Raw genomic sequence first — 24,887 nt, 5'->3', positions numbered from 1 at the left:
GTGGGAACTCCCGGACATGAAAACAGGATGAGGCTTCAGAAAACGAGCTGTGTGCGAAGTCTGGAAATCTCCGCAGCGAGCACGCGCAGGTTCGCGGCTTCCTGACGGATGGCCTGAACCGCTTCATCGCGCGTGATTTCCTGAAAATGGACCGAAGCGCCGATGGCTGTCTGGGACAGCAGGCGCAGATCCGGTTCGATGACGGTGGCGATCTTGGGATAACCACCGCAGGTATTGGCATCCATCATCTGGATGATCGGCTGTCCCGCAGGTGGAACCTGAACGGTTCCGGGCAGGATGCCGTGGGAAAACAGGCTGAGCGAGCGTGTCAGTTCCAGCCTGTCCCGGCCTTCCAGTCGATAGCCCATCCGGTTGGCGCTGGGCGTGAGGGTCCAGGATGCCGTCTGGAAGGTCTGCAGGCTTTCGGGTGTAAAAACGTCATGCTCGGCAGCGGGCAGAACGCGGATATATGTGCCGTCTGCGGAAGGTAGCGGACATGGGTGGGAGAGGCCGTATCCTGCGGCGGGCAGGCGGAGCGTACCGGCGGGCATGCAGGCAAGACGGTCACCTTTCTGGAGTGCCCGTCCCGCAAGGCCGCCGAAGCCACCTTTCAGGTCAGTCGAACGGGCGCCCAGTACTGAGGGCACATCCAGACCACCCCGGACTGTCAGATAGCACCGGGCTCCCTGTTCCGGAGCCCGTATGGTCAGTGTCTGCCCGGGCTGGGCGGTAATGGCCCAGTCTCGAGGGAGTTTCAGGGTATCCAGCGTGACAGGGCAGGCGGCTCCGGTGACGGCGAAGGAGGTTTCGGCGTGGAAGCGGATACGGAAAGGAAAGAACACGATCTCGATCCCGGCAGCATCTACCGGGTTATCGAGAAGCAGATTGCCGTGGCTGAGCGCCAGACGGTCCATGGCACCGCCCTGCGCCACGCCCATGGCCATTGCATGGCGGCGACCGAAGTCCTGGATCGTGTTGAGGGAAGATCCCGTCAGGATTTCGATCATGCGGCTCTCACGAAGCGGATGGTGTCGCCCAGCCGCAGGAGGCCGGGTTCGGGACGGAAGGCGTCAAAGAGGCAGAGATCCGTCCGGCCAAGAATGTGCCAGCCTGACGGTGAGGTGCAGGGCATCATTCCGGCATGGCCGCCGCCGATGACCACGGCGCCTTCCTCTACGCGCAGGCGCGGAGAATCCCGGCGGGGAATGGCCAGTCGCGGATCAAGGCCGGTCAGATAGACAAAGCCCGCCATGGCGCCGATGGCGGCCACGCTGTAGCGGCCGGCCATATGGGCAGCAATGGTTTCTTCCTCGCTCAGCCCCGCGAACCGCGCTACAGTGGCAAGATCTTCGCCGAAGATACCTCCATAGACAACGGGAACCTCGATTTCGCGGGAGGGAACCTTTTCGGCAGAGGCCCGGGTCCAGATATCCCGAAGAAGAATTTCCATGTCGGACGGGTCGGTTTCGGCGGCATCGAACATAACAAGAAGGTTGTTCACGCCCGGAATGGTCTGGACGACGTCCTGTCGCGTGTTCAGTTCGCGGCTGGTGGCCCAGATGCGGCGTTGTGTCGTGTTGTTGAACGGGCCATCGGCAGCATCCAGAAGAAGGCCGCCTGCGCCTGCCATGTGAATGCGTGTCATGTGGCGTGATCCAGCTGGGGACGGCCATGGAATGGACGTCGTGGGAGGAGGGCGGCGGCAAGGGCGCCGCACAGGATGATGACGCCCGTAATGTAGAAGACGCCATGGAAATTGCCGGTGGCTTCCAGAAGATAGCCTGTCATGACGGGAGCCAGGATGCCGAGCCCGTTGGAGAAGGTCAGTGTCAGGCCGGTGACGGAGCCGAGGATCTCATCTTCCACCAGCAGGTCAGCCAGCAGGGCCATGTTTGCACCCGTTCCACCCGCCATGAAAGCCATGGAGACGGCGAGAAGCGGAATGACGGTGCCTGTCGTGCTGCAGAGGGGAAGGAAGCCCATCATCGATGCCAGCACGAGATAGAGGCATACGACCTTGCGCCGCGCGCCGCGCGCCAGATCCGACCGACGGACAAGCGTTTCGCCAATCCGTCCTGCCGTGATCGAGAGAACGGCGGCACCAACATAACAGTATGCCGTGTAAGCTCCGGACTGTTCGAGACTCAGATGCAGCGTCTGGCGCATGATGATCGGCAGCCAGGACATCAGCAGGAAGTTGGCATAGTTTGCGCAGCACTGCGCAATCACGACGCCCCAGAAAGCCGGAGAGCGGAACAGGGTTGGCACTGAGATCAGAGCGAACGGTGTTGTGGTCGTGCCGCGGATCGGTCGGGGATGGATCAGAAGCCAGATCACAGACCAGCCCAGCCCCAGGGCGCCAAGGAGTGAAAACGCGGCACGCCAGCCGTAATGGGCGATGAGCCATCCGCCGGATGCGGCGCCACAGGCCAGTCCGATGGGAATGCCACAGATGAACGCAGTCATCATGAGGCCCCGTTCATGGAGGGGCGCCCAGGCCCGGACAACCTTGTTGCCCAGAGCAAAGGTAGGTGCTTCGCCGACGCCCAGAAGAATGCGGGTGGCGATGAAGGCAGGGACGGTGGCGGTCAGACTGCCGAGGATCATGGCGATCGACCACAGCGCGACCGCTGCCGCACCGATGATACGGACCCCGAAGCGGTCCAGAAGGATCGCGCCGGGAAGGTTGAGAATGAAATAGGACCAGAGGAAGCTGGACAGGACCCAGCCCGTTTCCCCGGGTGTGAGGGCAAATTCGCGTGCGATCTGGGGCATGCCCACGGACAGGGCAGCCCGGTCTCCGTAACAGATCACGCACATGGCGATGGTCAGGGCATAAATAACGAACCGGAAAGGCCGGCGATCTTCTGGAACCGTCTGGGAAACTGTCTGCAAGAAACTGCGCCTTTTTCCGGTAAGTCTTAGAAGGTCAACCCTGTCTGGATATAATACATGCCGCCGTTGAAACCGTAAGGTGAGTAATAGGCGTACTTGTATTCATTGAAGAGCGGCGCGGCAGTCGCCTTGGGGACACGGGTCGGGTATTTGTTGCCAAGGTTGTTTGCTCCCACCGTCACACTCCACCTTGGTAGGATCTTGTAGCTGACGGACATGTTGGTCAGGAACGCCGGGCGCTGTTCCATCGGTGCTGCCGTGGGGCTGGCGAGGAAGATGATGGAACCGTAGCGTTGCTCCTGTACCATGACGTTCCATTTGCCGTAATTCCAGTTGACCGAGAGATTTTCGCGGTTCTTGGGTGCAGAGTGCAGAAGCATCTCTTCGGCATAGGTGTTGAACGTGGACAGGCCCATATTGGCCAGCACGGACGGCGTTTTGTTGCGGCTGCGGATCTCGTTGTCAGAATAGTTGAATGTGAAGTCGAAGCGGAAGGTGCCCGCGCGTTTGGTGTGCAGCGTGTAATTAGTATCGACGTCGCCGCCATAGGTCTGGGTGTTGATGGGATTCGTGTAATACGATGCGTAGGTGACGTTGTTCAGGCCTGAGGCGGCGAGAATGTCAGCCACGCCTGAGCCGCCAAGCGTCGTGGTGCTGGCCAGACGGTCATTGATAGCGATGTAATAGAGATTGGCGGTAACATTCCAGTTCTTGACCGGGGTGGCATCGATACCGATGCTGTAGTTGCGGGAATATTCGCCCTTGATATGGCCGGCACCGAGCGCCTTTGCGGCATTACTGCTGTTGGGAAGCTGATCCACGGCATAGTTGGCGAAGGGCGCGTTATAGAAATAATAGGTCTGGCCAAGGGTTGGCGGGCGGTAACCAGTATTGATGCTGGCGCGGATCGCCCAGTGCTTGTTGAAATTGTATCGCGTTCCGATCGATCCCGTTGTGACGGTGGCAAGGTGGCTGTAGCTCGTGGCACGACCACCTAAGGTCCATTCCCATTTTTTCGTAACGTAGAAATCCAGATTGACGTTTCCGTCATAAATATCACGGCCACGGTTCGTTACGGCGAGTGGTACGTTGCCCGCATGATCTGTTGCGCCCAGTCCGATCCATGAGTCCTCTTCTCCTCCAGTCATCTGGAAGGTGTCCCGCCGGTATTCACCGCCAAAGCGCAGGGCGATCGGTTTGGGAAGCCACGATGTATGGAAGAAACGGGAGCCTCGCAAACCGGTTGAAAGTTCAGAGGTTATGGTCTTGCCGTCGTAGAAATCGCGCGGGCTGGCATCCCCAAGGGTAATGTTATTGCTGTCAAGGGTTGAATATGCCTGATCATCACGGCCATAATTGACATAGGCGTCCCAGGCAAAACCGAATTTATGAGCCTTAATGCCGTTGTCTGTTTCAAAGTCGTACTGGTCCATGCCGATATAGGGCTGCGCACCGTTAGGCCACAGATTGATATCGGTCAGGCTGTTTCCGGCACTCCGATAGGTTTCGGCCACATGCGCCTTACGATGGCTGAATGTCGATGTGCTGTAGAGATTGAGACCTTCTCCTACCGGGACCGACATGTTCTCGCTCAGGGTTTCCAGAGTGGATTTCGGAATGCCCAGACCGCGCTGCACATCGCGATTTGCTGTCTCGTTTCTGGAATCTCCGACCGGGTAGAGCTGTCCTACAAAGAGACCGCTGCGATTGGTTGGCAACTGGTGGGTGACCTGTGCCGCCAGATCGAGATAGCCGCCGCTTTTGCCAAGAGCTGTTGCGTAGTCGGCATAGCCATTCAGTGCTTGGCCGTCACCGGCATAGAAACCGCTATTCTGGAAATTGACCGAGCCACCGTGAGTTTTCTGTTTGAGAACGATATTCACAGCGCCGGCCAGCGCATCCTGACCATAAAGAGCCGATGCACCTTCCGTGATGACTTCGATATGGTCAATAGCCGAAATCGGGATAAGCGAAATGTCCGTTGGCTCGGTGCCCCAGTTCGGACCTGCATTGGCGTTGAAGTTCGCACCGATATGACGGCGATGTCCGTTGACAAGGATCAGCGTATCATCGGCTGATTGTCCGCGAAGCTGCATGGTCTGGATAAAGCCGCTATTGCCTACGCCAGACTGCGGCGGGGACGTAATGGCCGCGGAAGCCTGTGCAAGTGCCTGCATGACATTTGTCTGGCCGGTCGCCAGAAGCTGGCTGCCGGAAACGACCGTGACCTGTGTGGTGCTATGCACTGGCGTCGATGTATTCATCACGGACTGTCCGGTGGATGCCGTGCCTGTGACGCGCATTTCTTCCGGCGCGGCTTTCGAGACGATTGACGTCCGGCGGGCGGCACGGGACGTGCCCGTTGCCGTGACTTTTGCCGGGGGCGTCACGGTATGCCTGCGAATCTTCGTGGTGGAATGTGTCGGCGTTTTTGCCCGGGCGGTCGAACCCAACACTGGTGGGTAGAACGATACGAGCGTACTGAAAGTCGCACCGCACATCAGGAAAGCCTTGGGTCCGAAACACTTGCTCATGGGCATCCCTTTTTCCTGCCGAAAGCGGCAGGGCAGCTGGTATTATATGCTTTTCATGAGCAAATCATACATATAACGAAACAGCAACTAAAATGTTCCTGTCAGGAAATGGAATCCATGGTTTTGGGGATTCCTGCGGAGAATCGCTGTCCTGATGCTGCAAAATTCTTTGCTGCTCTGGAATGTCAGGAACGGTTTCCTTGAATGGCAAAAAAAATGTCAGACAGTCATGTCGAGAAAAAATTTTTGTGTCTGTTGAATCATGATTACTGAACTCAGAACATTTGTCATCGCAGCTCAGATGGAAAGTTTTGCCGCAACGGCCAGGGCTGTCGGTCTGACTCAGTCGGCAATCAGCGCCCAGATCCGACGGTTGGAGGAAGAGCTTGGCTATGATCTCTTTGAACGCACGGGAAGGTCCGTAACGCTGACGGCCGCAGGAAGCAGCATTCTGTGCCAGGTCGAGGATGTTCTTGCCTCCTTTGAAGCGCTTCGGGGGATATCGCGTATCAGGCCAGATAATACGCTCCTGCGGATCGGAGCGATTTCAACGGCTCAGACCAGCCTGCTGACTCCCGCCATTGCGAGGCTGCATCTCGAACTCCCGGATCTGAAAGTACGGATTGTTCCCGGGCTTTCGATGGGACTTCTGGATCGGCTGGATGCGGGTGAACTGGACGCTGCCCTGATCGTCCGCCCACCTTTTGGTCTGATGTCATACATGCAGTGGCATCCCATCGTCAGGCAGGATTATGTCATGGTCGTACCGGCCCAGATGGAAAACGAGGACTGGCGTGCGGTCCTGGAGACGCAACCCTTCATCCGCTATGATAGCCGTTCTTTTGGTGGGCGCACGCTCGACCGTTTTCTGAAAGCGCAGGGCATTTCTCCGCATCAGGTCATCGAAACGGAGGAGCTTCATACGATCCTGCAGATGGTCGCCAATAATATGGGTTGTTCGATCGTTCCTTATATCTTTGCGGTCAGCGTCGTTCCGAATATTCGTGTTCTTTCTCTGGGAGAGCACCGGATTGCACGGGAAGTTGGCGTCATGACGCTGCGCGATCGTATGGTGGAAGGGCGGGACGAACTGCTCCGTTATCTGAATGAGGCCTCCCGGGACCATGCGCCGCCCCGGTCCTTGATATCCTGAGGTATGCTCAGGATTCCGCCTTCCACAGAAGAACAGGAGCGTCGCCGGAGCCATCCATTCTGAACATTGTGCCAAAAGGCGCTGATAGGGCTGCAAATTTCTTCAGGATCTGTCGTCCTTCTTCTCCCCGCGCCAGAGAGGGAACCCCGCGGACATATGCAGCCGGGCTGAGGCCGAGAGTGATCGGATGAATTTTCAGGCTTTCGAGCTTTCCGTTCTTGTAGACACCGGTCGGCATGATCGTTTCCCAGAAGCGTGTTTCGGCCGGAAAGCCCTTGGCGTCGTTGTTGCTGCGGGCCTTGTAGAGCTGATGAGGTGTCAGGTCCGGACTGACGCGGTTCGCCATATAGGACTCCACAGGAAGACGCTCCACGAGTTCATTCTGCCCGATAAAGTTGCCCAGACTGTAGAAGATGGGTTTGCCGTTATGGATCTCCATGCCGCGTAAAAGATGTGGGCCGTGACAGGCGACAATATCCGCACCCGCATCAATGGCCTGGCGGGCAGCGGTGACGAGGAAATCGGCCGGAATTTCGACATCCAACTGACCGTCGTCGTTGTAGCCGCTTTCATGGGCATGAATGCTTAGGATTACGGTATCGGAAACCATGCGCGCTTCGGCGATCCAGCGGCTTATGGCCTGGACGTCCGTTGCGTTCGGAGTGGTGGTGACCTTCGTTTCATCACCTGTCCGAAAGTTCAGGTTTTCAAAGGCGAGGACACCTTCGGGAGCAGGGAAGGCAAAACCCAGCTGGATCTTGTCGTCCTTGACCCGCTGCAATCCAAGTTTCCGGTAAATGTTTTGCAATGCGGCCATTTCTTCTGCGGAAACATGGTGCATGGTGCTGTAGCGCAGCGGATTGATACCGGGACGCCCCTGCATTACCGGGGTTTGCATCGCCGCTTCCTGTCCTCTTGCGAAGGTGGATGTACAGGAGATCATGGCCACTGTACCGGTAGGATGCGTGAAGTAGGTCGGGCGGCGGGCATCCTCCAGATGAGTGCCAATACCGGCGTAACGCAGCTTGCGGCTGTTCAGCGCATCCAGCGTCTTGCGCAGACCTGAGATGCTGTAATCCAGCGAATGATTGGTGGCTGCGGCAAAAAGGTCAAAGCCAGCTTCGCTCAGTTCGTCCAGAACCCAGGAGGATGCTCCGAAATGGGTTCCGCCCATGTCCAATGCCGGATCGCCGACAAAATCGTTCGGAACCAGTTCGAGATTGGTGAACGAGATGTCGCAGGCACGGATTATGTCGAAAAGCGGAGAAATTCTGGGATCAGTCCGGCTGTTGAGTTGCCGAAAGAGAATACTGTCACCCGTCAGGCAGATTTTCATCAGAACAGTCCGGAAAAGTAGTGGTTTTGAAGGAATGCGTTTTTTGAAAGCATGATTATGGAAGATTGATAATATATCCAGTCTCAGATTGCATGCACATTGCTGATGTGAAATTGTTTATCCGGAATATTGTATGGAAGGCCGACCGGCTCGCAGGGCAGTATCTCTCATTGGTTCCGGTTGCCCAAAGTATTCTGCATGTTTCGGAGCAACCGGAAATGTGGAGAAGCCCGCAGGCAGAGAAAGCCGATATGACGTTTGGGAGGTATTGGAGACGCCGGGATCTTTCGGATTTTCAGGCCTTCGGGCCAAGGGGGCTGCCAGTCAGGCAGAAGCGAGACCCCGATTTCCTGACTGACCATCAGGGCAATCGCTTCCAGTGAATCCAGTTCGAGCTGCTCTCGGGGAAAAATCCGGTTCTCTTTAAGGAAGGCATCTGCGATGCGGCCGCCCCATTGTTTGCGGTCGTAACGCAGAAAGATGTTTTCCTTGAGGATTTTCAGGGGATCTGTCTCGAGACAGCTTTCAGGAACGAGAAGAATTAGTGGTTCCGAGAGAAGTCTTTTCCATTCGCATGTCTTGGGAATGGAAAAGGGAGGCTCTACGATCAGGGCGCCATCAAGCTGTCCTTCCATGACGCTATGGTAAAGTTTGATGGATTGCCCGGGTGTGACATGCAGGTCGATCTGCGGATAGTCCTGAAAGAATTTACGCAGCACGAACGGCAGGATGCCGGTCAGTACGGTAGAGATTGCGCCAATCCGCAACTCTCCCGCAAATTCGTTCCGTGAAGCAATAGCCTTGATTTCCTCGATGCCCTTGATGAGCACACGACTTTTTTCGATGATGGCCAGACCTGCGGTGGTGGGAGTGACTGTACGTCCGGCCCGGACCAGAAGTGGCTGCCGAATCTGCTCTTCGAGCGCTTTGACGCGTTGCGCCACGGCAGTAGGCGTCAGGCCAAGCTGACGGGCGGCATCAGCAATGGAACCCCGTTCCACAATGGCGATAAAGCTTTCCAGAAAACGCGTGTCCAACTGAGCGTGTCTTTCCATTCTCGAAAGACCTGCATGACAGGTCAAGATCCAGCTCTGATCGTAGTACGGGATCTGCCAATCGCCGTATAGGTGGGGCTCCAGACATAAGAATTGCTATTGTCTGGAGCTATATAATCATATGACTGTTTCGGAGGCGGACATGATAGGAACAGATTTTTCCAAAGTCACGGTGCAGTCATGGTCAACCCGTTTCATCTTGCTTTTCCGGTCGATGATCTCGATGCGGCACGGATTTTTTATGGCACCGTTCTTGGTTGCGCCGAGGGACGTAGTACGGAGTCCTGGATCGACTTTGATCTCTACGGCCATCAGATCGTCACGCATCTGATTCCGGACGCATGCCGTTCTTCTGGGAGCGGGGCAGGCGCTGTTGATGGGCATAATGTACCCATCCCCCATTTTGGCGTCGTCCTCGATATGGATGATTGGAAAGCCCTGGCGGAGCGCGTCCGTAATCATGATGTCACATTCGGAGTGGAACCTCATATCCGCTTCGTGGGGCTGCCGGGCGAGCAGGCGACGATGTTCTTTTCTGATCCGGCCGGCAATGCCCTGGAGTTCAAGGCGTTTGCCAACATGGAGCAGCTTTTTGCTAGGCAGTAAGGCATGTTTTCGACCAGGACAGACAAAGGATCACCCATGCCCAGCTCTGCTGTAAATGAGACGGATGCCATTTCCATCCCCGTACCTGATATCGGCCTTGGGGAGCATCTTTTTGGTCGTCTGCATGACATCGGCTTTGACGGCCGTGGCATGACCCGTCCCTCCTACGGGCAGGAGGAAAATCTTGCGCATGCCCTGTTTATGGATACGGCCCGCGAGTACGGTCTTGAGATCCGCCAGGACTGGGCTTCCAATCTTTTCCTCACGCTACCGGGACGTAACCGGGCCCTGCCTGTCGTCATGACGGGATCGCATGTTGATACTGTTCCCTGTGGAGGAAATTTCGACGGCGCCGCCGGGGCGGTGGCCGGGTTACTGGTTCTATGTGCCTGGGTGAAAGCCGGCTTTCACCCGGAGCGGGATACGACGCTGATCGTGACACGGGCTGAAGAAAGTGTCTGGTTCCCTCTTTCTTATCTGGGAAGCCGTACGGCGTTCGGGCAGCTTGATTCTTCTACGCTCGATACGCCGCGGAGTGATGACGGTGTTAGTCTGCGCCAGCATATGTTGGCATGTGGAGCAGAACCCAATCTGTGTGGCCGGGCTTCAGTTCTGGATCCAGCAAAAATAGACAGTTTCGTCGAGCTTCACATTGAACAGGGGCCTGTTCTTCTGGAAGCGGGTATTCCGGTCGGGATCGTAACGGGTATCTGTGGCAGTACGCGTTATCGTTCGGCCGTTATCCACGGACAGTACGCTCATTCCGGTGCGACGCCACGTCGTTTCCGCTCCGATGCTGTCATGGCGGGGGCAAGCATGATGATGGCGCTGCATGATGGCTGGCAAAAAATAGAAGCCGCCGGTGAAGAAATGACCCTCACATTCGGCGTCTGCCAGACCGATCCGGCTCAGGCCAATTTCGCTGCGGTTCCGGGGTGGCTGGAACTTGTGATCGATATCCGTTCCCGGGACGAAAGCTTGCTGGAACGCATGAATGCGCTTGTCATCGCACAGGCGCGGCGCGTGGAGGCGGACTATCATGTTCGGGTGGATCTGGGGCCACGGACCTGCAGTACTCCCGCCGTCATGGATGAAACTCTTCAGGCCCAGACGCAGGTATTGGCGGCAAAGATGGGGCTTCCTGTCCTCTTGATGCCAAGCGGTGCAGGGCACGATGCGGCGGTATTCGCAGGTCAGGGTGTTCCGACGGAAATGCTGTTTGTGCGGAATGCCAATGGGAGCCATAATCCGGATGAAAGCATGGAAATGGATGACTTCATGCAAGGGGTAGGCCTACTGGAGCGGCTGCTTCGCAAACGCGCGGGAGCATAACCTCGCAGAGCTCTGGGTAACGTGCCTTGCAGTTCTGTTTGCCATGATTTCCGAAGGCCTTTGAGCCTCCGGGATTTTCTTCCAGTTTTGTCGCAGGTTTCTTGCAGTCTGCTTGTTTCGAGTTGAAAAATGCGCTGCCTGCCTTGCCACCAGTCTTTTACGGATGCGTGGTTTGCCCAAACAATCAGGGACTATGCGCTGGCCCTGAAAGTGAGGGAGGACAGGCCTCTCTGCTCCGCGCGAAGAGCAGCAAAAAGGGAGCACCCAACCAAAATGTCCTGGTGGGAATTACCAGGATGGAGTCCTTTCCAGATCAGCCCCGCCACCCGGGAGTGGAGATGCGCCGATTGTGCTGAGCCGAGTTCCGTTCCATCCCAGTGTCAGGAGACTGCGATCCATGACGCCCTGTACGAGAATGTTTTTGCCGTCAGGAGAAAATGCCAGCCCCTGAGGCCATAATGTACCCGGTACCTGTGCCAGCTGGTTCAGGTGTCCGTCCCGGAATGAGAACACCGTGACGATTCCGCGGTCATGATAGCGTGGAGAGGATGGAGCAAGAGCAGATCCGTTTTGTGAGACGACGGCGACATACTGGCCATCTGGCGAAAAATCGAGCCCTTCCGGTGCGTTCGGCACGGGTACCCTCTGTATTTCCTTCACCGGATCTGCACTCACATCCAGAACGGAAAGTGCTCCGGGCAGACCTTCGCCGTGACCGAGCATTCCCATGACGGCATAATGACCATCTTTACTGAGATGGATATTCCACGGTCCGGGTTTGATGGGCAGGGGAGTAGGGTCAACGGAAATGTCATCTCCATGAATGTGGAGTGTGTAAACTCTATCTGCCTGCCAGAGACTGACCAATGCCCGTTTCCCATCGGGCAGGATTGCAAGGCCACCAGGGAACCCGGAGACGGGAAGCGAAATGACTTTCCGGTTGCTCAGGCTCTGATGAGCGAATCTGAACCAGGTCAGCACGCCGGATTTGCCATTGGCGACCAGCAGGTGTTGACCATCCGGCGTGAAGCGCAAGGTGGTGGCACCCGGCGCAGAGGATACCTGTTGTACGACTTTCGGGGTGCTGCCCGAGATGTCGATCACGGTGATCTGGTCGTCGGGAACAATTTTGTTGGTATTCAGGTCAGCTTTAGAGGCGGCTGAAACGACAACCGTTTTTTTATCCGGGCTGAACGCAACGGCAGTAGGCGGTCCGATGACGCTGGTCGGTACGTCAATGCTGGTTTTGACTTTCCAGATTCCGTCGCTTGTTTTTTCCAGAATTGACAGAGAATCCGGAACGGTCGGCTTGGGAATGACCTGTACGCCATTGCGCAGGATGGAATGGGCATCATTGGCCGAAACGACAGTCTGGGCATGGAGAGGCGAAGCTACGGCCAGAGCCGCAACATATGCCAGAAGGCTGCTTTTTTTCATCTCTTGTGCGTCCTGAAGGGCGTTAGACAGGAGGAATTTGTGGGTTCAGGCTTGCGTCCTGCGCGAACGTCGAATGAGGAAGAGGATTGCCGCGGCTATAATCAGGGCCGCTATGATCATCGCCGGGACGGTAAACGCGCCGAGCTGGGCAATGAGGGGTTTGGGACCACCAGACCGGATGAGCTTCACGTCATCAGGCGTGACCTTGACGTTCGGATTGCCAAAGGTTTGCTCAACGTAATTGCTGATGTCGGCGATGTCCTGATCGGAAAGAGAGTCGACATAAGAACCTTGGCCGAAACCTGGCATGTAGGTCGTATGACCATGGACTTCGCGCCGAACCCCCATGAGGATCGTTGTGATCAGATTGTCTGCGATGGGAGCGCCAACAGCCGTGTTATGGAAAAGTTGCGGATAGTATCCGTCAGGGCTTCCTTGTCCGCTGGGACGGTGACAGGCTGCGCATTCACCGGAAAAAAGATACTCCCCATGGCTCACTTTTCCGACGGAAAGGCCGCGATATGCAGCCTCGCGATTGGAAGTCTTTCCATAACTTTCACGAGGTGCTGCGTCTTTGGCGTCTGAAATGGCTGGAACCTGCTTGATATAGGCTACAATGGCGCGAAGATCATTGTCGTTCAGGTACTGGAAGCTATGCTCGATCGCTTCCGCCATGGGGCCTCCGGCCTGAGCTTTGCCGGGAACGTCGCCTGTCTTGAGATAACGGAAAAGATCCTCATTGCTCCAGTCTCCGATGCCGCTGTGTGGATCGGAGGTAATATTGGGAGCGTACCAAGAGGACAGTGACGCGCCTGCAAGAGGACTGCTGCCGGTTTCCGCCATCATTGCGTTTCTTGGCGTGTGACAGGTATCGCAATGCGCCAGCGCATAGGACAGGTAGTGTCCCCGGTTTACTTCTGCGGATTTGGCAGGGTCAGATTTGAACCGCGTATCGTCCAAAAAAAGAACGTTCCACACGGCCATGGAGGCACGGATGCTATATGGGAATGGTAGAGCCGTTTTCTGGGGGGTGCTTTCGACCGGTTTCACGCTCGTCATGAAATAGACGTACAGGGCATGGACGTCTTCATCGGTCAGCTTGGTATAGGACGTGTAAGGCATCGCCGGGTAAAGATGGGCACCATCACGTCTTATCCCTTCCCTGAGAGCGTGCGCGAATTCCTCCTCCGTGTAATTGCCGATGCCGTGTTCTTTTGAGGGCGTGATATTGGTGGAATAGATCGATCCAAGTGGAGACGCTATGCCATATCCTCCAGCAAATGCCTTTCCACCACCGGGTGCCGTGTGACACGCCGCACAGTCGGCTGCGATCGCAAGGTAATGTCCACGTTCTGCCACTATCGTGTCGGCGCTGACGCTCTGGGCATTCGCTGCAAAGGCAGGGAACAGGACTGAGGCGGCGAGGGCCGGATAAGCGAGCCGAGCCAGAAGGCCAAGGGGTTTTTGCATCATGCAAGCCCCCGTGCAAAGGCATTCTTGATGGAGTCAGCGGCCTTCAGGCCGAGAGCCGCCATGCTGAGCGTGGTGTTAACGACGCTTGCCGAAGGCATGGCCCCGCCACCAGGCAGCCACAGATTAGGGTGGTCATGCGTCCGGCAATTTCCATCCACCACGGAATTCTTCGGGTCGTGGCCCATGATGGTGCCGCCCATGATATGATTGTTGGCGTTGTAGTCAGTAGTGATGTGAAGCTCGGTTCCGCCGAACAGGCCGGCGATGGTCTTGACCTGTGTATTGACCGCATCGAGTCCTTTGCGCACATAATCCCCTACGTCATAGTGGATGTCAGGGCAGGGCAGTCCAAGCGGGTCCTTACGGGTTTTGCTAAGGGTAAGGCGGTTGTCGGGATCGGGCAGAGGTTCGAGACTGATGGACAGATCGACACCACAGGCAGCGCGGCGTCGGATTTCGTTATCCAGATCCTTGCCTACGAGACCCAGCTTCAGTGCCTGTTCTGTGGCCGGAGCGACGCGGCTGATGTTGTTGAGAATCATCTTGCTAGCTGAGTATTCACGCCGGAAATCCCCGTCACGGGGACCAACGATACAGCTGCTCTGTGCAGGTCCACGTCCGAACCAGAGTGGTTCATTGGCAAGGAAGGATGCGTGGACGCCCGAGTGGTCCATCATGTTGCGGCCTACCTGATCGGATGAATTGGCAATTCCGTTCGGGTTGCGGTGGTTGGCTGCAAGGAGCAGGAGGCGCGGGGTTTCAATGCCGTTGCAGGCCAGAACGAAGGTTTTCCCGGAAGCCTTATGGGATTGCCGGTGGGCATCGTACCAGTGAACTGCCGTTACACGGTTGTTTTCGTCAGTATCGATGCGATAGACCACCGCTTCGGCAATGGTCACGGCGCCGTGAGCTTCTGCTTTGTCGATGTGCTGGATGCCGTTGTACATGGCGCCGATCGGGCAGATGGGCTGGCAGTTATTATTGCCGCAGCATGCGGGACGATCGCCGAACGGTTCCATGCTCCGACCCTGTGGGATGGGAACGAGATGAAAGCCGTGTGGATTGACGATCTCTGCCACGCGACGATCACCGTAACCGAAAGGAATCATATCCCGCGGATAGGGGCGGCTGCGTTCAGGAGGAGATTGCAGGCTTTTGTCGTGGGGGCCGGAAACTCCCATTTCCTCTTCTGCCCGGCAGTAATAGGGCTCTAAGTCATTGTAGGAAATGGCCCAGTCACGACCTACGCCGTAACGCGATTTCATTTCGAAATCGCTTGGAAGATGCCGCCAGCAGGATGCTGCCCAATGCCAGGTTGTTCCTCCTACGGTCCGGAGATAACCCTGCTTGAAAGCGGAGCCATTGGGGCCGGAGAGGCCGACATAGTCATTGGGTGGAAAGTACAGGGGCGCCTGCGCCAGGGGGGACTGCGGATAAAGACCCTGGAAATCAGAGTGGAGCCTGTTGTGAAACGACATGTTTCGCCAGTTTTCCACGTACTGGGAGCGTTTGAGGCGAAGACCTGCTTCGAGAATGACAACGGAATGACCGGCAGTAGCCAGTTCATTCGCAATCATGCCGCCTACAACGCCGGAACCAACGACAACGACATCGGCAGAAACATCACCGGAAGACAGAAACTCTGGTTTAGCCACGGTCAGTGCTCCTGATGTGGGGAAGGAATGTAAGGGGGAGAGGCGGGTTTGATGGTTTTCAGCGGCGGCGTTTGCGGAGGTGTCTTGCTTTCTACGCCCTGTGGAACAGGAGCCGGCGGAGTGGCGGGAAGAGGCGCGTGAAGCGCAATGTCGAGCGCAGGAGGCGCTTCAGTCCACCACCCCGGCTTTGCGAAGCAATAAGTCGGGACCGGGAGAGCGTCTTTTGTGGGTTGATACATCAAGGCATTGTAATAGCTGACCATGGGGGCATTCGTTTTGTCCTCCACGGAGCCGGTGTACCAGGCAGCATTAAGCGCCAGTACAGCCTTTCTCAGATCACCCGAGCGATCAAGAATGTCCTGAGGCTGGCCACCTGATGACACGAGTGAAGAGAGTTTGCGGATCGTCTCATCATAACCGGGAAAGGTCGCCTGCATCGCCGCGCATAACCGGCTGCTGATCACTGGATCCAGATTGGTACGGCCTGTAATAGCCTCGGAAATCTGCAGGAAAGCCGTATCAAATGGTGTCGCTGCCTGTGCGCAATCGCTGCCAAGCAAAGAATTACCCACAGCCACCGAAACACTTCCGATGATGGTGCCGAACAAGAGAGATCGGCGGCTCAGTGCAGTTTTTGGGACGGGGCATTCAGATGATGAGAGGCTGTTTCTGCTCATATCGTAAATCCTTCGCCGGGTGAAAATGAAACAGTGTGCAATCTTGTCACGGAACGTTCCTTTTCCGGTCTGTTCACCATTTCAGGGCGTTCACAGCAGTGTTGGCTGCATCGCTGTCCTGGGTATTGTTGCCGCCGCTTACGCCTATGGCTCCTGTAAGTTGGCCATCACGGAAGATGGGCACACCGCCGCCAGCCGGCATGGCGTGGGGGAGGGCAAGTACTGCCATTTTTCCGCCTGCAAGAGCTGTCTCGAAGGCGGAAGAGGGCCGTTTGTAGAAAATTGCGCTAATGGCTTTGCGTTCTGAGAGTTCAAGACTGGCCAACTGAGCCCCGGGCATGCGTTCTGTCAGAAGAATCTGTCCGGATGCGTCCACCACTGTCACGACAATGGCGGTATGGTTAGATGCAGCTCGGTTTTCAGCGACTTGTGCCAGATTGCGCGCCTGATTGAGCGAAAGGTTCCCGGAAAAGGAATTCCCTGCCTGGCTCAAGCCGGGAAAGAAAATGGTCCCGAGGAACATTGCACAGCCGACTCTGCGTAAAAGCCCACGATTGGTCTTTGCGGATACATTCTTGAATCGCAGCACGTGGCTAACCTTTCGGGTCATATTGCGTAACGTCTGAAGGGCATTTGCCACGGGAAACAAAAGCTCAACTAGATCGCTCTAATTCACTATATTGTGAAATATTGCGATAATAGCCTTTTAAAATTCAAAATATGGCAGGGGATTTTTCCTCACAAAATTGGGACATTTTATCTTATCCCAATGGAAAACCATGATTTTTTGGCGCGATGGAAAAAGCATTTTTTAAACCGATCTAAAAATATTTTTTCCATTTTAAATTTTTTAAAAAGGAACTTCACGGATTTCGTGATGCGGCGTTGTCTGGGAAGCGAAGATTTTCTGTGGCATTCCGCTCCTTGAAAGCGAGCCGAAGTACTAAGTCCATGATTCGCAATCTAAGAAGGACTGGTACTGAGTCTAAAAATGAGAATGTTCATTGGAACGGAAATGTTAAAATATCTTGTCCAAAAAAGATGTTCAGGAGGAGGTCGTAAAAAAAGAAAACATCTTAGGTGTATATTATTATATTCTATTTTATTGACATCTTTTCTTTGTTTTGACTCGGATCTTTTTGCGAAAGGGGTGCCCCCAACCCCAACCCCAACCCCAACCCAAACCCAAACCCAAACCCTTGGTCCTCAGCAGAATGCTTCGACACCACTAAACTCGGTTCAACAGAATGCCCCCCCTCAGGCGGACATCCCGCCAGGATTTTTTACACCCTATCCCGCGCCACCCCTTACGCCACCTGGAACGGGAATGTCTCCAATTACTGAAGGGCCACCATCGATTTTTCAGGATCCCTTTGGAATGACAACGTGGCTTCGAAAACACGGAATTGGTTTTCATGTCGATAATACCAATGAATACGCAGGCGCGTTGCAGGCTCCTACACGAGGGCCCCATTACACAAATTACCGGCGTGGTTCTAGTAATGCTGGGCAGTATTCAGCAAATTTAACAATCGACTGGGAGCATCTGGCTAATGTCAAAGGGTTCGTGACGCATATGACGACTGTAGGGAGATACGGTACTACTGCGAACAGAATGTTCGGTGACTGGCTTGCCCATAGTTCTGAAATTTATGGCGGCGGTGGAAATGTCGTTGTTCATCTTGTTTCTCTATATGGTGAAGAGAGTCTGCTTGGCGGCCGTTTGCTTATTGCAGGAGGGCGTATGTCTCAGATGTCTGATTTTGCTTCCAGTCCCATATTCTGCAGCTTCCAGAACAATTCCTTTTGTGGTCGCCCCAAAGCCGCAGCAGACAGTACATATTATGGGAGTTATCCCGCCTCGACCTGGGCCTTTCGTATGAAAGGGCGCCCGAGGAAAGATCTCTATATTCAGGCAGGTGTTTATTTCGCTGAAAATGGGATTTATATGGATGCCGAGCATAGAACTGGATTCAAACTCAATGGAGCAAATATTGTTGGGTATGAAATTCCTGTAGAAGCACAGTGGGAGCCTCATTTTGGTGCCCATCATGACCTGCCGGGGCATTATAAGCTGGGATTTGTTTATGATGACGTGCGCCGACCGGATAATTATTACAACACAATAGGTCAATCCTATTATGTTTATGGTGGGACGCAGTTAATGCGAAATTCTTCCTGGCAGACATATTTCATGTTTGATCAAAAATTGATGGCCTATTCCCACAGGCCGAAATCGAGCGGGCTGACGTTTATGGGAGGATATATCTACAACTCTCCACATACTGCAGTGCGTGATTTTGAAGTATACGGCGCTCTTATAAGTCAGGGTCTGATCCCTGGGCGGCCGCAAGATTCATTTGGTGTTGCATTTTCGTATGTAAGTATCGCCCCGGGAACGCGAGACACAACGCTGGCAATGGTCAAGGCAGGGAAATATTCTGGAATGCCTAATCATGCGACGGGTGTGCAGACTAATGCTGAAGTTCTGGAAGTCGACTATTCCATATATGTCATGCGTGGCGTCACCTTTAGGCCGGACTTCCAGTATTATATGAATCCCAATGGTCAGGTAGGATTGAGAAATTCGGCAATGCTCGGCTTCAAATCCTATGTATCTTTCTTTTAGATCGTTCTATAGGAGTGATGCTATGTTGATTTCGTGGCCGATAATCGCTTTGGGAGAAAACCTCCTGAAGTTTTCCTATAGGTCTGTGTGCGAGACGCCGGAAGAAATAAGGCAGGATTCGTTAGGAATGCTTTATTTTTCAGGAAATCGGTCCGCCACAGCTCTGCCGTATCATCAGTTGTCCGGAAACAAGGATGCGGGTGGAGGTTATGCTGGGAGCGTTGATGCGATCCAAAAGAAGTCGTGCGGCATTGCGTCCCACTCCGACCGGGTCCGTTACGATTGTCGTAAGAGGTGGGAAAGAGGTGGCCGCCTGCGGAATGTTGTCGGCTCCGATAATGGCAAAGTCCCGACCGGGCATTTTCCCGTGTGCCAGAAAATAGCCTATGAGAGACTGAGCTATCATATCATTATAGCAGATGGCGGCATCCGGAGGGTTGGTGGATGCCAGAAGATCTGGAAGGTTTCCATAATCCGCAAGGTCCTGGATATTGGTCTGAATGATCAGATCGTGTTCCAGATTGTGCCGCTTGAGTGTTTTTCTGAAACCTTCAAGCCGTTCACGGGCTGCGGAATGGACAGGCTCTCCTCCCAGGAAGACGATCTTTTTTCTTCCGTGCTTAATGAGGTGTTTGACCGCAAGAGAGGTTCCCTCCGCGTAATCGGGACCAACATAATCGCCTTTTATGGGCGAGACATGACGCAGTACCTGTACGCAGGGAAGATTGAGTTTCTCCGTTTCTTCCAGAAGGGTATCGGGGGTGCCGATCGCGGGACAGATAATCAGGCCATCGACACCATGTTCCCGCAACTGTCGGATCTGCCTGAATTGCCTTTCAGGATTGTTGGCGCTGTTGACCAGAACGGCAATGACGTTGGCGTCAACGATAACTTCGTCGATACCGAGCATCAGCTTGCTGTAGAACGGATTGCCGACATCGCACAGGACAAGTCCGATCGTCCCGCTTTTACGTCCGCGAAGATTGGCGGCGCCCCGGTTATAGATATATCCAAGTGTGTCCATGGCGGCGAGGACGCGGCTGCGAGTTTCGGAAGAGACAAGCGGACTTTCTCGCAGAACCAGAGACGCAGTAGCTCGCGAGACCCCTGCTTCAACTGCAACGGAGTTGAGAGTTACTGTTTTCTGCCGCCTGCTCATACTGTTCAACTGTCCTTACCGATAGGAATAGATTGTAATCATCTTAAAGCAGGCCGTTCGAGAAACCTGATTTCTGTTGCCCAAGCATTTCATACTTCTTTAGAGGCGCAAAGAGGAAAGGTAGTTCTTTGCGAATGGCCTGCGAGATCGATTTTTTTACAAGTGCATGATGAGATAATTCTTGCTTGGAAAGAGGCAGGAATGTGTCTGACGCAAGCTTTTGCCTGCATTTCTTCAACAGAACTGCCTGTGAATGGAAAAATAAATGAGCATACTGTCTCCATCGCGGCGTAATTTCACTGCCGCTCTACTCGGTTCAGCATCGTTCTGGATGTACAAGGGACATCAGTCCTGGGCTGATACTTTGAATGCAGAGGATAGTCTGTCTTACAGACCGCGTTATTTCCGGTCTGAAGAATGGCGTTTCCTGAAAGTGGCCTGTGCACGAATCTTTCCTGCTGATGCTCATGGTCCTGATGCAACGGTTTTGGGGGCGCCTGAGTTCATTGATCGGCAGATGGACACTCCGTATGGGCATGGTGAGTTGTGGTACATGTCGGGGCCGTTCCGTGAGGCGCCTGCCAATCTCGGCTATCAGTTACCACTTGCGCCGCGCGATCTGTATCGTCAGGCCATAGCCGCTGCGAATGCGTATGTCGCCGCTCGGCATGGGGGGCGGAGTTTTGCCGAACTGGACGTACCTGCGCAGGTCAATCTTCTAAAGGCGTTCGAACAGGGCAAGATGATGCTGGGTGCCGTGCCGGCACATCTCTTTTTCGAGCAACTGCGCCAGAACACGCTAGAGGGTGTTTTCGCCGATCCTCTTTATGGCGGAAATAAAAAGCTCGCAGGGTGGACGCTTCTCGGCTTCCCCGGTGCGCGGGCAGATTTCATGGACTGGGTAGATCAGAAAGGGGCAGCGTATCCTTTCGGACCTGTTTCGATATCCGGTGAGACGGCCTGAGGATTATCAAGTAATGTGTGCGAAAAAAGTTGATGCTGTCGTTATTGGCGCAGGTTGGGCTGGCTCGATCCTAGCGAAAGAGTTGACGGAAGCTGGTCTGTCAGTGGTTATGCTGGAGCGTGGCGAAGAGCGGACAACCGCGGTGGAAGGTGATTATCCCAGTTCAATTGATGAACTCCGCGGGGCAATCCGTCATCGCCTTTTCCAGAATATGTCCCGCTCCACGGTCACGATCCGCAATAAGATAGACCAGGAGGCGGTACCTTATCGTCGTCTGGCTGCGTTTCTTCCCGGAGAAGGAGTTGGCGGGGCCGGATTGCACTGGTCTGGTGTACATTTCCGGGTTGCTCCTGATGATCTGGCACTAAGAACCAATGTCGTTGCCCGGTATGGTAAGAGTTTTATTCCTGAAGGAATGAATCTTCAGGATTATGGTGTGACTTACGAGGAACTGGAGCCATTTTTCGATAAAGCAGAAAAGGTATTCGGAACGTCAGGAGAACCATACACGATCAATGGTAAGATTGTGGGGAACGGAAACCGTTACGCGCCTGACCGTTCTGGCGCCTTTCCACTGCCGGCGATGAAGGAAGTCTATTCCGCCAGTCTGTTCAGGAAGGCTGCTGCCAATGTCGGCTATCATCCCTATGCGCTGCCAGCGGCCAATGCGTCCGCTCAATATACGAACCCCTATGGGGTGCAGATGGGGCCATGTAACTTCTGTGGGTATTGCAGCGGGTATGATTGCTACATGTATTCCAAGGCGTCGCCCAATGTGAATATCTTACCAGCCCTGAGGCAGGATCCGAAATTCACGTTGATTACGCAGGCCAATGTCCTGAAGGTCAATCTGGACAGTGATGGGAAAAAAGCTACTGGTGTGACGTATTTTGATATACGGACCAACAGCCAGGTCGAAATTGACGCTGATCTGGTCATCATCAGTGCTTTCCAGTTTCACAATGTCCATCTCATGCTGCTGTCGGGCATTGGGCAGCCTTATGATCCGGTGCAGAATACGGGAACGGTCGGACGCAATTTTGTCTATCAGACCATTACAACCTCGCGGGCGTGGCTTTCTCCCAAGCAGTACACCAGTCTTTTCGTAGGGGCTGGTGGCGCTGGTGTGGCGATCGACGATTTCAACAGCATGAATTTCGATCATGGGCCGTTGGGATTCGTCGGAGGATCTCCGGTATGGGTTAACCAAGCAGGTGTAAAGCCGATCGCGGCTGCCATTGGTGGTCCAGGTGGTACCGCTCCGACTTGGGGTGAGGGTTACAAGGAGGCGATGGTCAACACCTATCGCCATTCCCTGACGATCGATGCACACGGGAGTAACATGGCGTATCGGGATGTCTATCTTGATCTCGATCCGACCTACAAGAATGCTTACGGACAGCCTTTGCTCCGGATGACATTTACCTGGAAGGACAATGACATCCGCATGAACCAGTATGTGGTGGGTAAAATCGAACCCATCATGAAGGCCATGGGGGCCATCCGGTATTCGCTTGCTATGCTGAAGGATAATGAGATTTTCGATACCCGCCGGTATCAGACAACCCATCTGGGAGGAGGGGCCGTCATGGGGACGGACCCGAAAACAAGCTGTGTTAACCGGTACCTGCAGAGCTGGGACGTTTCGAATGTCTTCGTGATCGGCGCAAGCGCCTTTCCCCAAGGAATGGGATACAATCCAACGGGCATGGTTGCCGCGCTTGCCTACTGGGCAGCCTATCACATCCGGACAACCTATCTGAAAAACCCCGGTCCGATGGTGCAGGCATGATGTACAGAACATTTTCACGTATGGCGTTTCTAGGGGCATTGGCACTTTTTGGCGGATATGCTTCCGATCTTGAGGCACAGGACACGGACGCCCTGATCCAGCAGGGTAAATATGTTGCTGAAGCCTCTGATTGCAGTGCCTGTCACACCGTTAACGGCCGGCAGGAATTCTCGGGAGGCATGGAATTCAAGCTACCTGTTGGAACCATCTATTCTTCTAATATCACTCCTGATCCCGTGCATGGAATAGGCGCGTATTCCGAAGAAGAATTTTCAAGGGCCGTTCGCGAGGGTGTCCGCCGCGATGGCGCCAGCCTCTATCCGGCCATGCCGTTTCCTTCCTATGCACGCATGAGTAACGGCGATATCCATGCGCTGTATGTTTATTTCATGAAAAGCGTGAAACCTGTTGCGCAGGCTGTTCCGGCCAATGGCATTCCGTGGCCATTGTCGATCCGGATGCCCATGACCCTATGGCGTGCGGTATTTTCACCATCCGTCACGTCTGCGTGGAAAGACGTCAACCGTTCGTTCCCAAGCGAAGATATTGCTCGTGGCGCCTATCTGGTGGAGGGGCCGGGTCATTGTGGAGCCTGTCATTCTCCGCGCGGTATGGCTCTTCAGGAAAAAGCTCTTTCGAACGGAAGCGGGACGCTCTTTCTCTCTGGAGGGGCAGCGATTGATGGCTTCATACCGACAAGCCTTCGACAGGATCAGAGAAGAGGTCTGGCAGGCTGGTCAGAGGACGACATTGTCGAATTCCTGTCCAAGGGGCGTAACCGCCATGGGGAAGCATTCGGCGGCATGACAGATGCCATCTTCCATGGAACACAGCATCTTACGGACGCAGATCTGCATGCAATTGCGCAGTATCTTCTCTCCCTTCAGCCTCATGACCTGTCCGTAGCGAAATGGCAATATGACCCGTCCGCTGCCAAGGCCTTACAGGCTGGGGATGCTTCTGCCCAGGGTGCCAAGGTCTATGTCGATCATTGCGCGGCGTGCCATCGCACTGATGGGCATGGTTATGCGCCGGCATTTCCGCCACTGGCAGGAAATCCGGTGGTCATGAGCGATGATCCGGCTTCTCTTGTACACGTCGTTCAGAGTGGCGCCATCCTGCCCGGAATGACCAAAGCGCCATCAGCATTTGCCATGCCCGCCTACAGGCAGATGCTCAGCAATCAGCAGATTGCCGATGTCGTGACATTCATCCGCAAATCATGGGGGAATAATGCTGCTGCCGTGACGGCAGAAACGGTCAAGGCGCTGGAAAAATCTGCCCCGGCCCCGGTGCTTCAGAGCAAGAACCTTCCTCTTAACTGACTTCTCTGAAAAGGAACTGCTTTCTGTCGGGCAGTTCCTTTTTACCTTGGCGCAGCAGGCTTATCTTGGCGTTGGAGACAGATATCTCTTTGCTCCTCACTCTGTTGATAAAGAAGGAGTGCACAGCATGAGATTAAGAAAGAGACGGCGACGATATTGATTAGAGAATTAAGGCTTAAGGAACAAATTGCAGAATGATACGGAGCGCCTAAATATTGCTGCCGAAAAATCGGATCTCCCTGATGGGGTCCACGCACATAATTGTGGTATTGGAAGACAAGATTGATGGGCTTGCGTCATTGGTACAATAAATTCGGTAGTAGGAAACTGGAATTATAATACTTGTGCCTAATATGCACAGAAATAACGCGCCAAGATCTTTATGGGGATGGTATGGTACAGGTACTTTCATAGACCAGAAATGGAAGATCTGAGAAGAAGACCAAGAATTACTTCGTAATTACTTTATAGGACGGCAGACTGCATCAGGAAATGGCATGGTGTCATTACCGGGTATGAAAAGACAGCCGTGTCCTTCCTTTCCATCATTCTCATCGCTGTTACAGCAGACGATATCAGATGCTGACAGGCCCCGTGTTTGATCCTGTTGGTGGCTGCTCGATGTAGGAGGCGGCGAGAAATGAGGTGATGGTTTTGTCGTATCTGGTCGCGACGGTCCGCCGTCATGGACCCGATTTGATGGGAATACTCCGCCATTTTGCACCGTTCTGATAGCGCCAGAAAATTGCGAATATCGTCCGTCGAAGGTTCTTCGGTGGGGTCTTGCCCTTCGGACGGTCTTCCTCAATCAAAGTCTTCCAGACAGACCATGAGGCATTAGAAAAGATAGACTGCATCATGCTGA

At 54.5% G+C, this 24,887-nt stretch carries 20 protein-coding genes; 7 read left to right on the top strand and 13 right to left on the bottom strand.

What is annotated here, in order from left to right:
- Positions 1-35 precede the first annotated feature (35 nt).
- The 4 genes from GMO_RS11340 to GMO_RS11325 are packed head-to-tail and all read right to left on the bottom strand — an operon-like array spanning position 36 to position 5,429.
- Positions 36-1,007 carry a 5-oxoprolinase subunit C family protein gene (locus tag GMO_RS11340; protein ID WP_008852552.1) on the bottom strand — a complete coding sequence of 324 codons (972 nt, stop codon included), beginning with the start codon at positions 1,005-1,007 and terminating at the stop codon, positions 36-38.
- Positions 1,004-1,645: a 5-oxoprolinase subunit PxpB gene (gene pxpB, locus GMO_RS11335; RefSeq protein ID WP_008852551.1), complete on the bottom strand. Its 642-nt coding sequence runs from the start codon at positions 1,643-1,645 to the stop codon at positions 1,004-1,006. Before pxpB ends, GMO_RS11340 begins: the two co-directional genes overlap by 4 nt.
- Positions 1,642-2,895 carry an MFS transporter gene (locus tag GMO_RS11330; RefSeq protein WP_008852550.1) on the bottom strand — a complete coding sequence of 418 codons (1,254 nt, stop codon included), beginning with the start codon at positions 2,893-2,895 and terminating at the stop codon, positions 1,642-1,644. The genes pxpB and GMO_RS11330 overlap by 4 nt, the downstream gene beginning before the upstream one ends.
- 26 nt (positions 2,896-2,921) lie before the next feature.
- Positions 2,922-5,429, bottom strand: coding sequence for a TonB-dependent receptor plug domain-containing protein (locus tag GMO_RS11325; RefSeq protein ID WP_139064453.1), 2,508 nt, complete (start codon positions 5,427-5,429; stop codon positions 2,922-2,924).
- 262 nt (positions 5,430-5,691) lie between these two features.
- Here GMO_RS11325 and GMO_RS11320 point away from each other — a divergent pair, with 262 nt between their 5' ends.
- On the top strand, positions 5,692-6,582 hold the full coding sequence (locus GMO_RS11320; protein WP_008852547.1) for a LysR family transcriptional regulator: 891 nt from the start codon (positions 5,692-5,694) through the stop codon (positions 6,580-6,582).
- A gap of 7 nt (positions 6,583-6,589) precedes the next feature.
- On the opposite strand, the gene GMO_RS11315 is transcribed toward GMO_RS11320, so the two are convergent.
- Both GMO_RS11315 and GMO_RS11310 read right to left on the bottom strand, forming a co-directional pair.
- Positions 6,590-7,918 (bottom strand): CapA family protein, encoded by a 1,329-nt coding sequence (locus GMO_RS11315; protein WP_008852546.1) that lies wholly within the window; start codon positions 7,916-7,918, stop codon positions 6,590-6,592.
- Between the two features lie 167 nt (positions 7,919-8,085).
- Positions 8,086-8,955: a LysR family transcriptional regulator gene (locus GMO_RS11310; RefSeq protein ID WP_008852545.1), complete on the bottom strand. Its 870-nt coding sequence runs from the start codon at positions 8,953-8,955 to the stop codon at positions 8,086-8,088.
- A 198-nt stretch (positions 8,956-9,153) separates the two neighbouring features.
- On the opposite strand from GMO_RS11310, the gene GMO_RS11305 reads away from it, so the two are divergent.
- Complete coding sequence (locus tag GMO_RS11305) at positions 9,154-9,579, top strand: VOC family protein (RefSeq protein ID WP_008852544.1); 426 nt, start codon at positions 9,154-9,156, stop codon at positions 9,577-9,579.
- A 36-nt stretch (positions 9,580-9,615) separates the two neighbouring features.
- Positions 9,616-10,911 (top strand): Zn-dependent hydrolase, encoded by a 1,296-nt coding sequence (locus tag GMO_RS11300; RefSeq protein ID WP_008852543.1) that lies wholly within the window; start codon positions 9,616-9,618, stop codon positions 10,909-10,911.
- Positions 10,912-11,199: 288 nt separating this feature from the next.
- Here the strand turns inward: GMO_RS11300 and GMO_RS11295 are convergent, their stop codons facing one another.
- The 5 genes from GMO_RS11295 to GMO_RS11275 form a co-directional block, all read right to left on the bottom strand.
- On the bottom strand, positions 11,200-12,348 hold the full coding sequence (locus GMO_RS11295) for a lactonase family protein (protein WP_008852542.1): 1,149 nt from the start codon (positions 12,346-12,348) through the stop codon (positions 11,200-11,202).
- Positions 12,349-12,393: 45 nt separating this feature from the next.
- Entirely contained in the window at positions 12,394-13,821 is a 1,428-nt protein-coding gene (locus tag GMO_RS11290; RefSeq protein WP_008852541.1) for a cytochrome c, read from the bottom strand.
- Entirely contained in the window at positions 13,818-15,476 is a 1,659-nt protein-coding gene (locus GMO_RS11285; protein WP_008852540.1) for a GMC family oxidoreductase, read from the bottom strand. The genes GMO_RS11290 and GMO_RS11285 overlap by 4 nt, the downstream gene beginning before the upstream one ends.
- A gap of 2 nt (positions 15,477-15,478) precedes the next feature.
- On the bottom strand, positions 15,479-16,153 hold the full coding sequence (locus GMO_RS11280) for a sugar dehydrogenase complex small subunit (protein ID WP_083813664.1): 675 nt from the start codon (positions 16,151-16,153) through the stop codon (positions 15,479-15,481).
- A gap of 73 nt (positions 16,154-16,226) precedes the next feature.
- The gene (locus tag GMO_RS11275; RefSeq protein ID WP_245528480.1) at positions 16,227-16,742 is read right to left on the bottom strand and encodes a GlcG/HbpS family heme-binding protein; all 516 of its coding nucleotides are present in this window, start codon (positions 16,740-16,742) and stop codon (positions 16,227-16,229) included.
- 738 nt (positions 16,743-17,480) lie between these two features.
- Between GMO_RS11275 and GMO_RS11270 the strand changes: the two genes are divergently transcribed.
- The gene (locus GMO_RS11270; RefSeq protein ID WP_139064452.1) at positions 17,481-18,782 is read left to right on the top strand and encodes a carbohydrate porin; all 1,302 of its coding nucleotides are present in this window, start codon (positions 17,481-17,483) and stop codon (positions 18,780-18,782) included.
- A gap of 139 nt (positions 18,783-18,921) precedes the next feature.
- On the opposite strand, the gene GMO_RS11265 is transcribed toward GMO_RS11270, so the two are convergent.
- Entirely contained in the window at positions 18,922-19,941 is a 1,020-nt protein-coding gene (locus GMO_RS11265) for a LacI family DNA-binding transcriptional regulator (protein ID WP_040509397.1), read from the bottom strand.
- Between the two features lie 331 nt (positions 19,942-20,272).
- On the opposite strand from GMO_RS11265, the gene GMO_RS11260 reads away from it, so the two are divergent.
- Genes GMO_RS11260 through GMO_RS11250 form a run of 3 tightly spaced genes read left to right on the top strand, consistent with a single transcriptional unit; the run spans position 20,273 to position 24,022 of the window.
- Entirely contained in the window at positions 20,273-20,905 is a 633-nt protein-coding gene (locus GMO_RS11260) for a gluconate 2-dehydrogenase subunit 3 family protein (protein ID WP_008852533.1), read from the top strand.
- Between the two features lie 13 nt (positions 20,906-20,918).
- On the top strand, positions 20,919-22,697 hold the full coding sequence (locus GMO_RS11255) for a GMC family oxidoreductase (RefSeq protein WP_040509395.1): 1,779 nt from the start codon (positions 20,919-20,921) through the stop codon (positions 22,695-22,697).
- A 20-nt stretch (positions 22,698-22,717) separates the two neighbouring features.
- On the top strand, positions 22,718-24,022 hold the full coding sequence (locus GMO_RS11250; protein ID WP_139064450.1) for a cytochrome c: 1,305 nt from the start codon (positions 22,718-22,720) through the stop codon (positions 24,020-24,022).
- Between the two features lie 683 nt (positions 24,023-24,705).
- On the opposite strand, the gene GMO_RS13985 is transcribed toward GMO_RS11250, so the two are convergent.
- Positions 24,706-24,879 (bottom strand): transposase, encoded by a 174-nt coding sequence (locus tag GMO_RS13985; protein ID WP_408734801.1) that lies wholly within the window; start codon positions 24,877-24,879, stop codon positions 24,706-24,708.
- Between the last annotated feature and the right edge of the window lie 8 nt (positions 24,880-24,887).

Source organism: Gluconobacter morbifer G707 (assembly GCF_000234355.1).
In the GTDB taxonomy this organism is placed as follows: Bacteria; Pseudomonadota; Alphaproteobacteria; order Acetobacterales; family Acetobacteraceae; genus Gluconobacter; species Gluconobacter morbifer.
This window is presented reverse-complemented; position numbering and strand designations above follow the sequence as displayed.

Excerpts from the sequence above, each read along its gene's own strand:
- GMO_RS11255 (WP_040509395.1), top strand. The coding sequence starts at position 20,919 with ATGTGTGCGAAAAAAGTTGATGCTGTCGTTATTGGCGCAGGTTGGGCT.
- GMO_RS13985 (WP_408734801.1), bottom strand. The coding sequence starts at position 24,879 with ATGCAGTCTATCTTTTCTAATGCCTCATGGTCTGTCTGGAAGACTTTG.
- GMO_RS11305 (WP_008852544.1), top strand. The coding sequence starts at position 9,154 with ATGGTCAACCCGTTTCATCTTGCTTTTCCGGTCGATGATCTCGATGCG.
- GMO_RS11340 (WP_008852552.1), bottom strand. The coding sequence starts at position 1,007 with ATGATCGAAATCCTGACGGGATCTTCCCTCAACACGATCCAGGACTTC.
- GMO_RS11295 (WP_008852542.1), bottom strand. The coding sequence starts at position 12,348 with ATGAAAAAAAGCAGCCTTCTGGCATATGTTGCGGCTCTGGCCGTAGCT.
- GMO_RS11315 (WP_008852546.1), bottom strand. The coding sequence starts at position 7,918 with ATGAAAATCTGCCTGACGGGTGACAGTATTCTCTTTCGGCAACTCAAC.
- GMO_RS11290 (WP_008852541.1), bottom strand. The coding sequence starts at position 13,821 with ATGATGCAAAAACCCCTTGGCCTTCTGGCTCGGCTCGCTTATCCGGCC.
- GMO_RS11280 (WP_083813664.1), bottom strand. The coding sequence starts at position 16,153 with ATGAGCAGAAACAGCCTCTCATCATCTGAATGCCCCGTCCCAAAAACT.
- pxpB (WP_008852551.1), bottom strand. The coding sequence starts at position 1,645 with ATGACACGCATTCACATGGCAGGCGCAGGCGGCCTTCTTCTGGATGCT.
- GMO_RS11320 (WP_008852547.1), top strand. The coding sequence starts at position 5,692 with ATGATTACTGAACTCAGAACATTTGTCATCGCAGCTCAGATGGAAAGT.
- GMO_RS11250 (WP_139064450.1), top strand. The coding sequence starts at position 22,718 with ATGGCGTTTCTAGGGGCATTGGCACTTTTTGGCGGATATGCTTCCGAT.
- GMO_RS11325 (WP_139064453.1), bottom strand. The coding sequence starts at position 5,429 with ATGAGCAAGTGTTTCGGACCCAAGGCTTTCCTGATGTGCGGTGCGACT.
- GMO_RS11260 (WP_008852533.1), top strand. The coding sequence starts at position 20,273 with ATGTACAAGGGACATCAGTCCTGGGCTGATACTTTGAATGCAGAGGAT.
- GMO_RS11270 (WP_139064452.1), top strand. The coding sequence starts at position 17,481 with ATGTCTCCAATTACTGAAGGGCCACCATCGATTTTTCAGGATCCCTTT.
- GMO_RS11265 (WP_040509397.1), bottom strand. The coding sequence starts at position 19,941 with ATGAGCAGGCGGCAGAAAACAGTAACTCTCAACTCCGTTGCAGTTGAA.
- GMO_RS11300 (WP_008852543.1), top strand. The coding sequence starts at position 9,616 with ATGCCCAGCTCTGCTGTAAATGAGACGGATGCCATTTCCATCCCCGTA.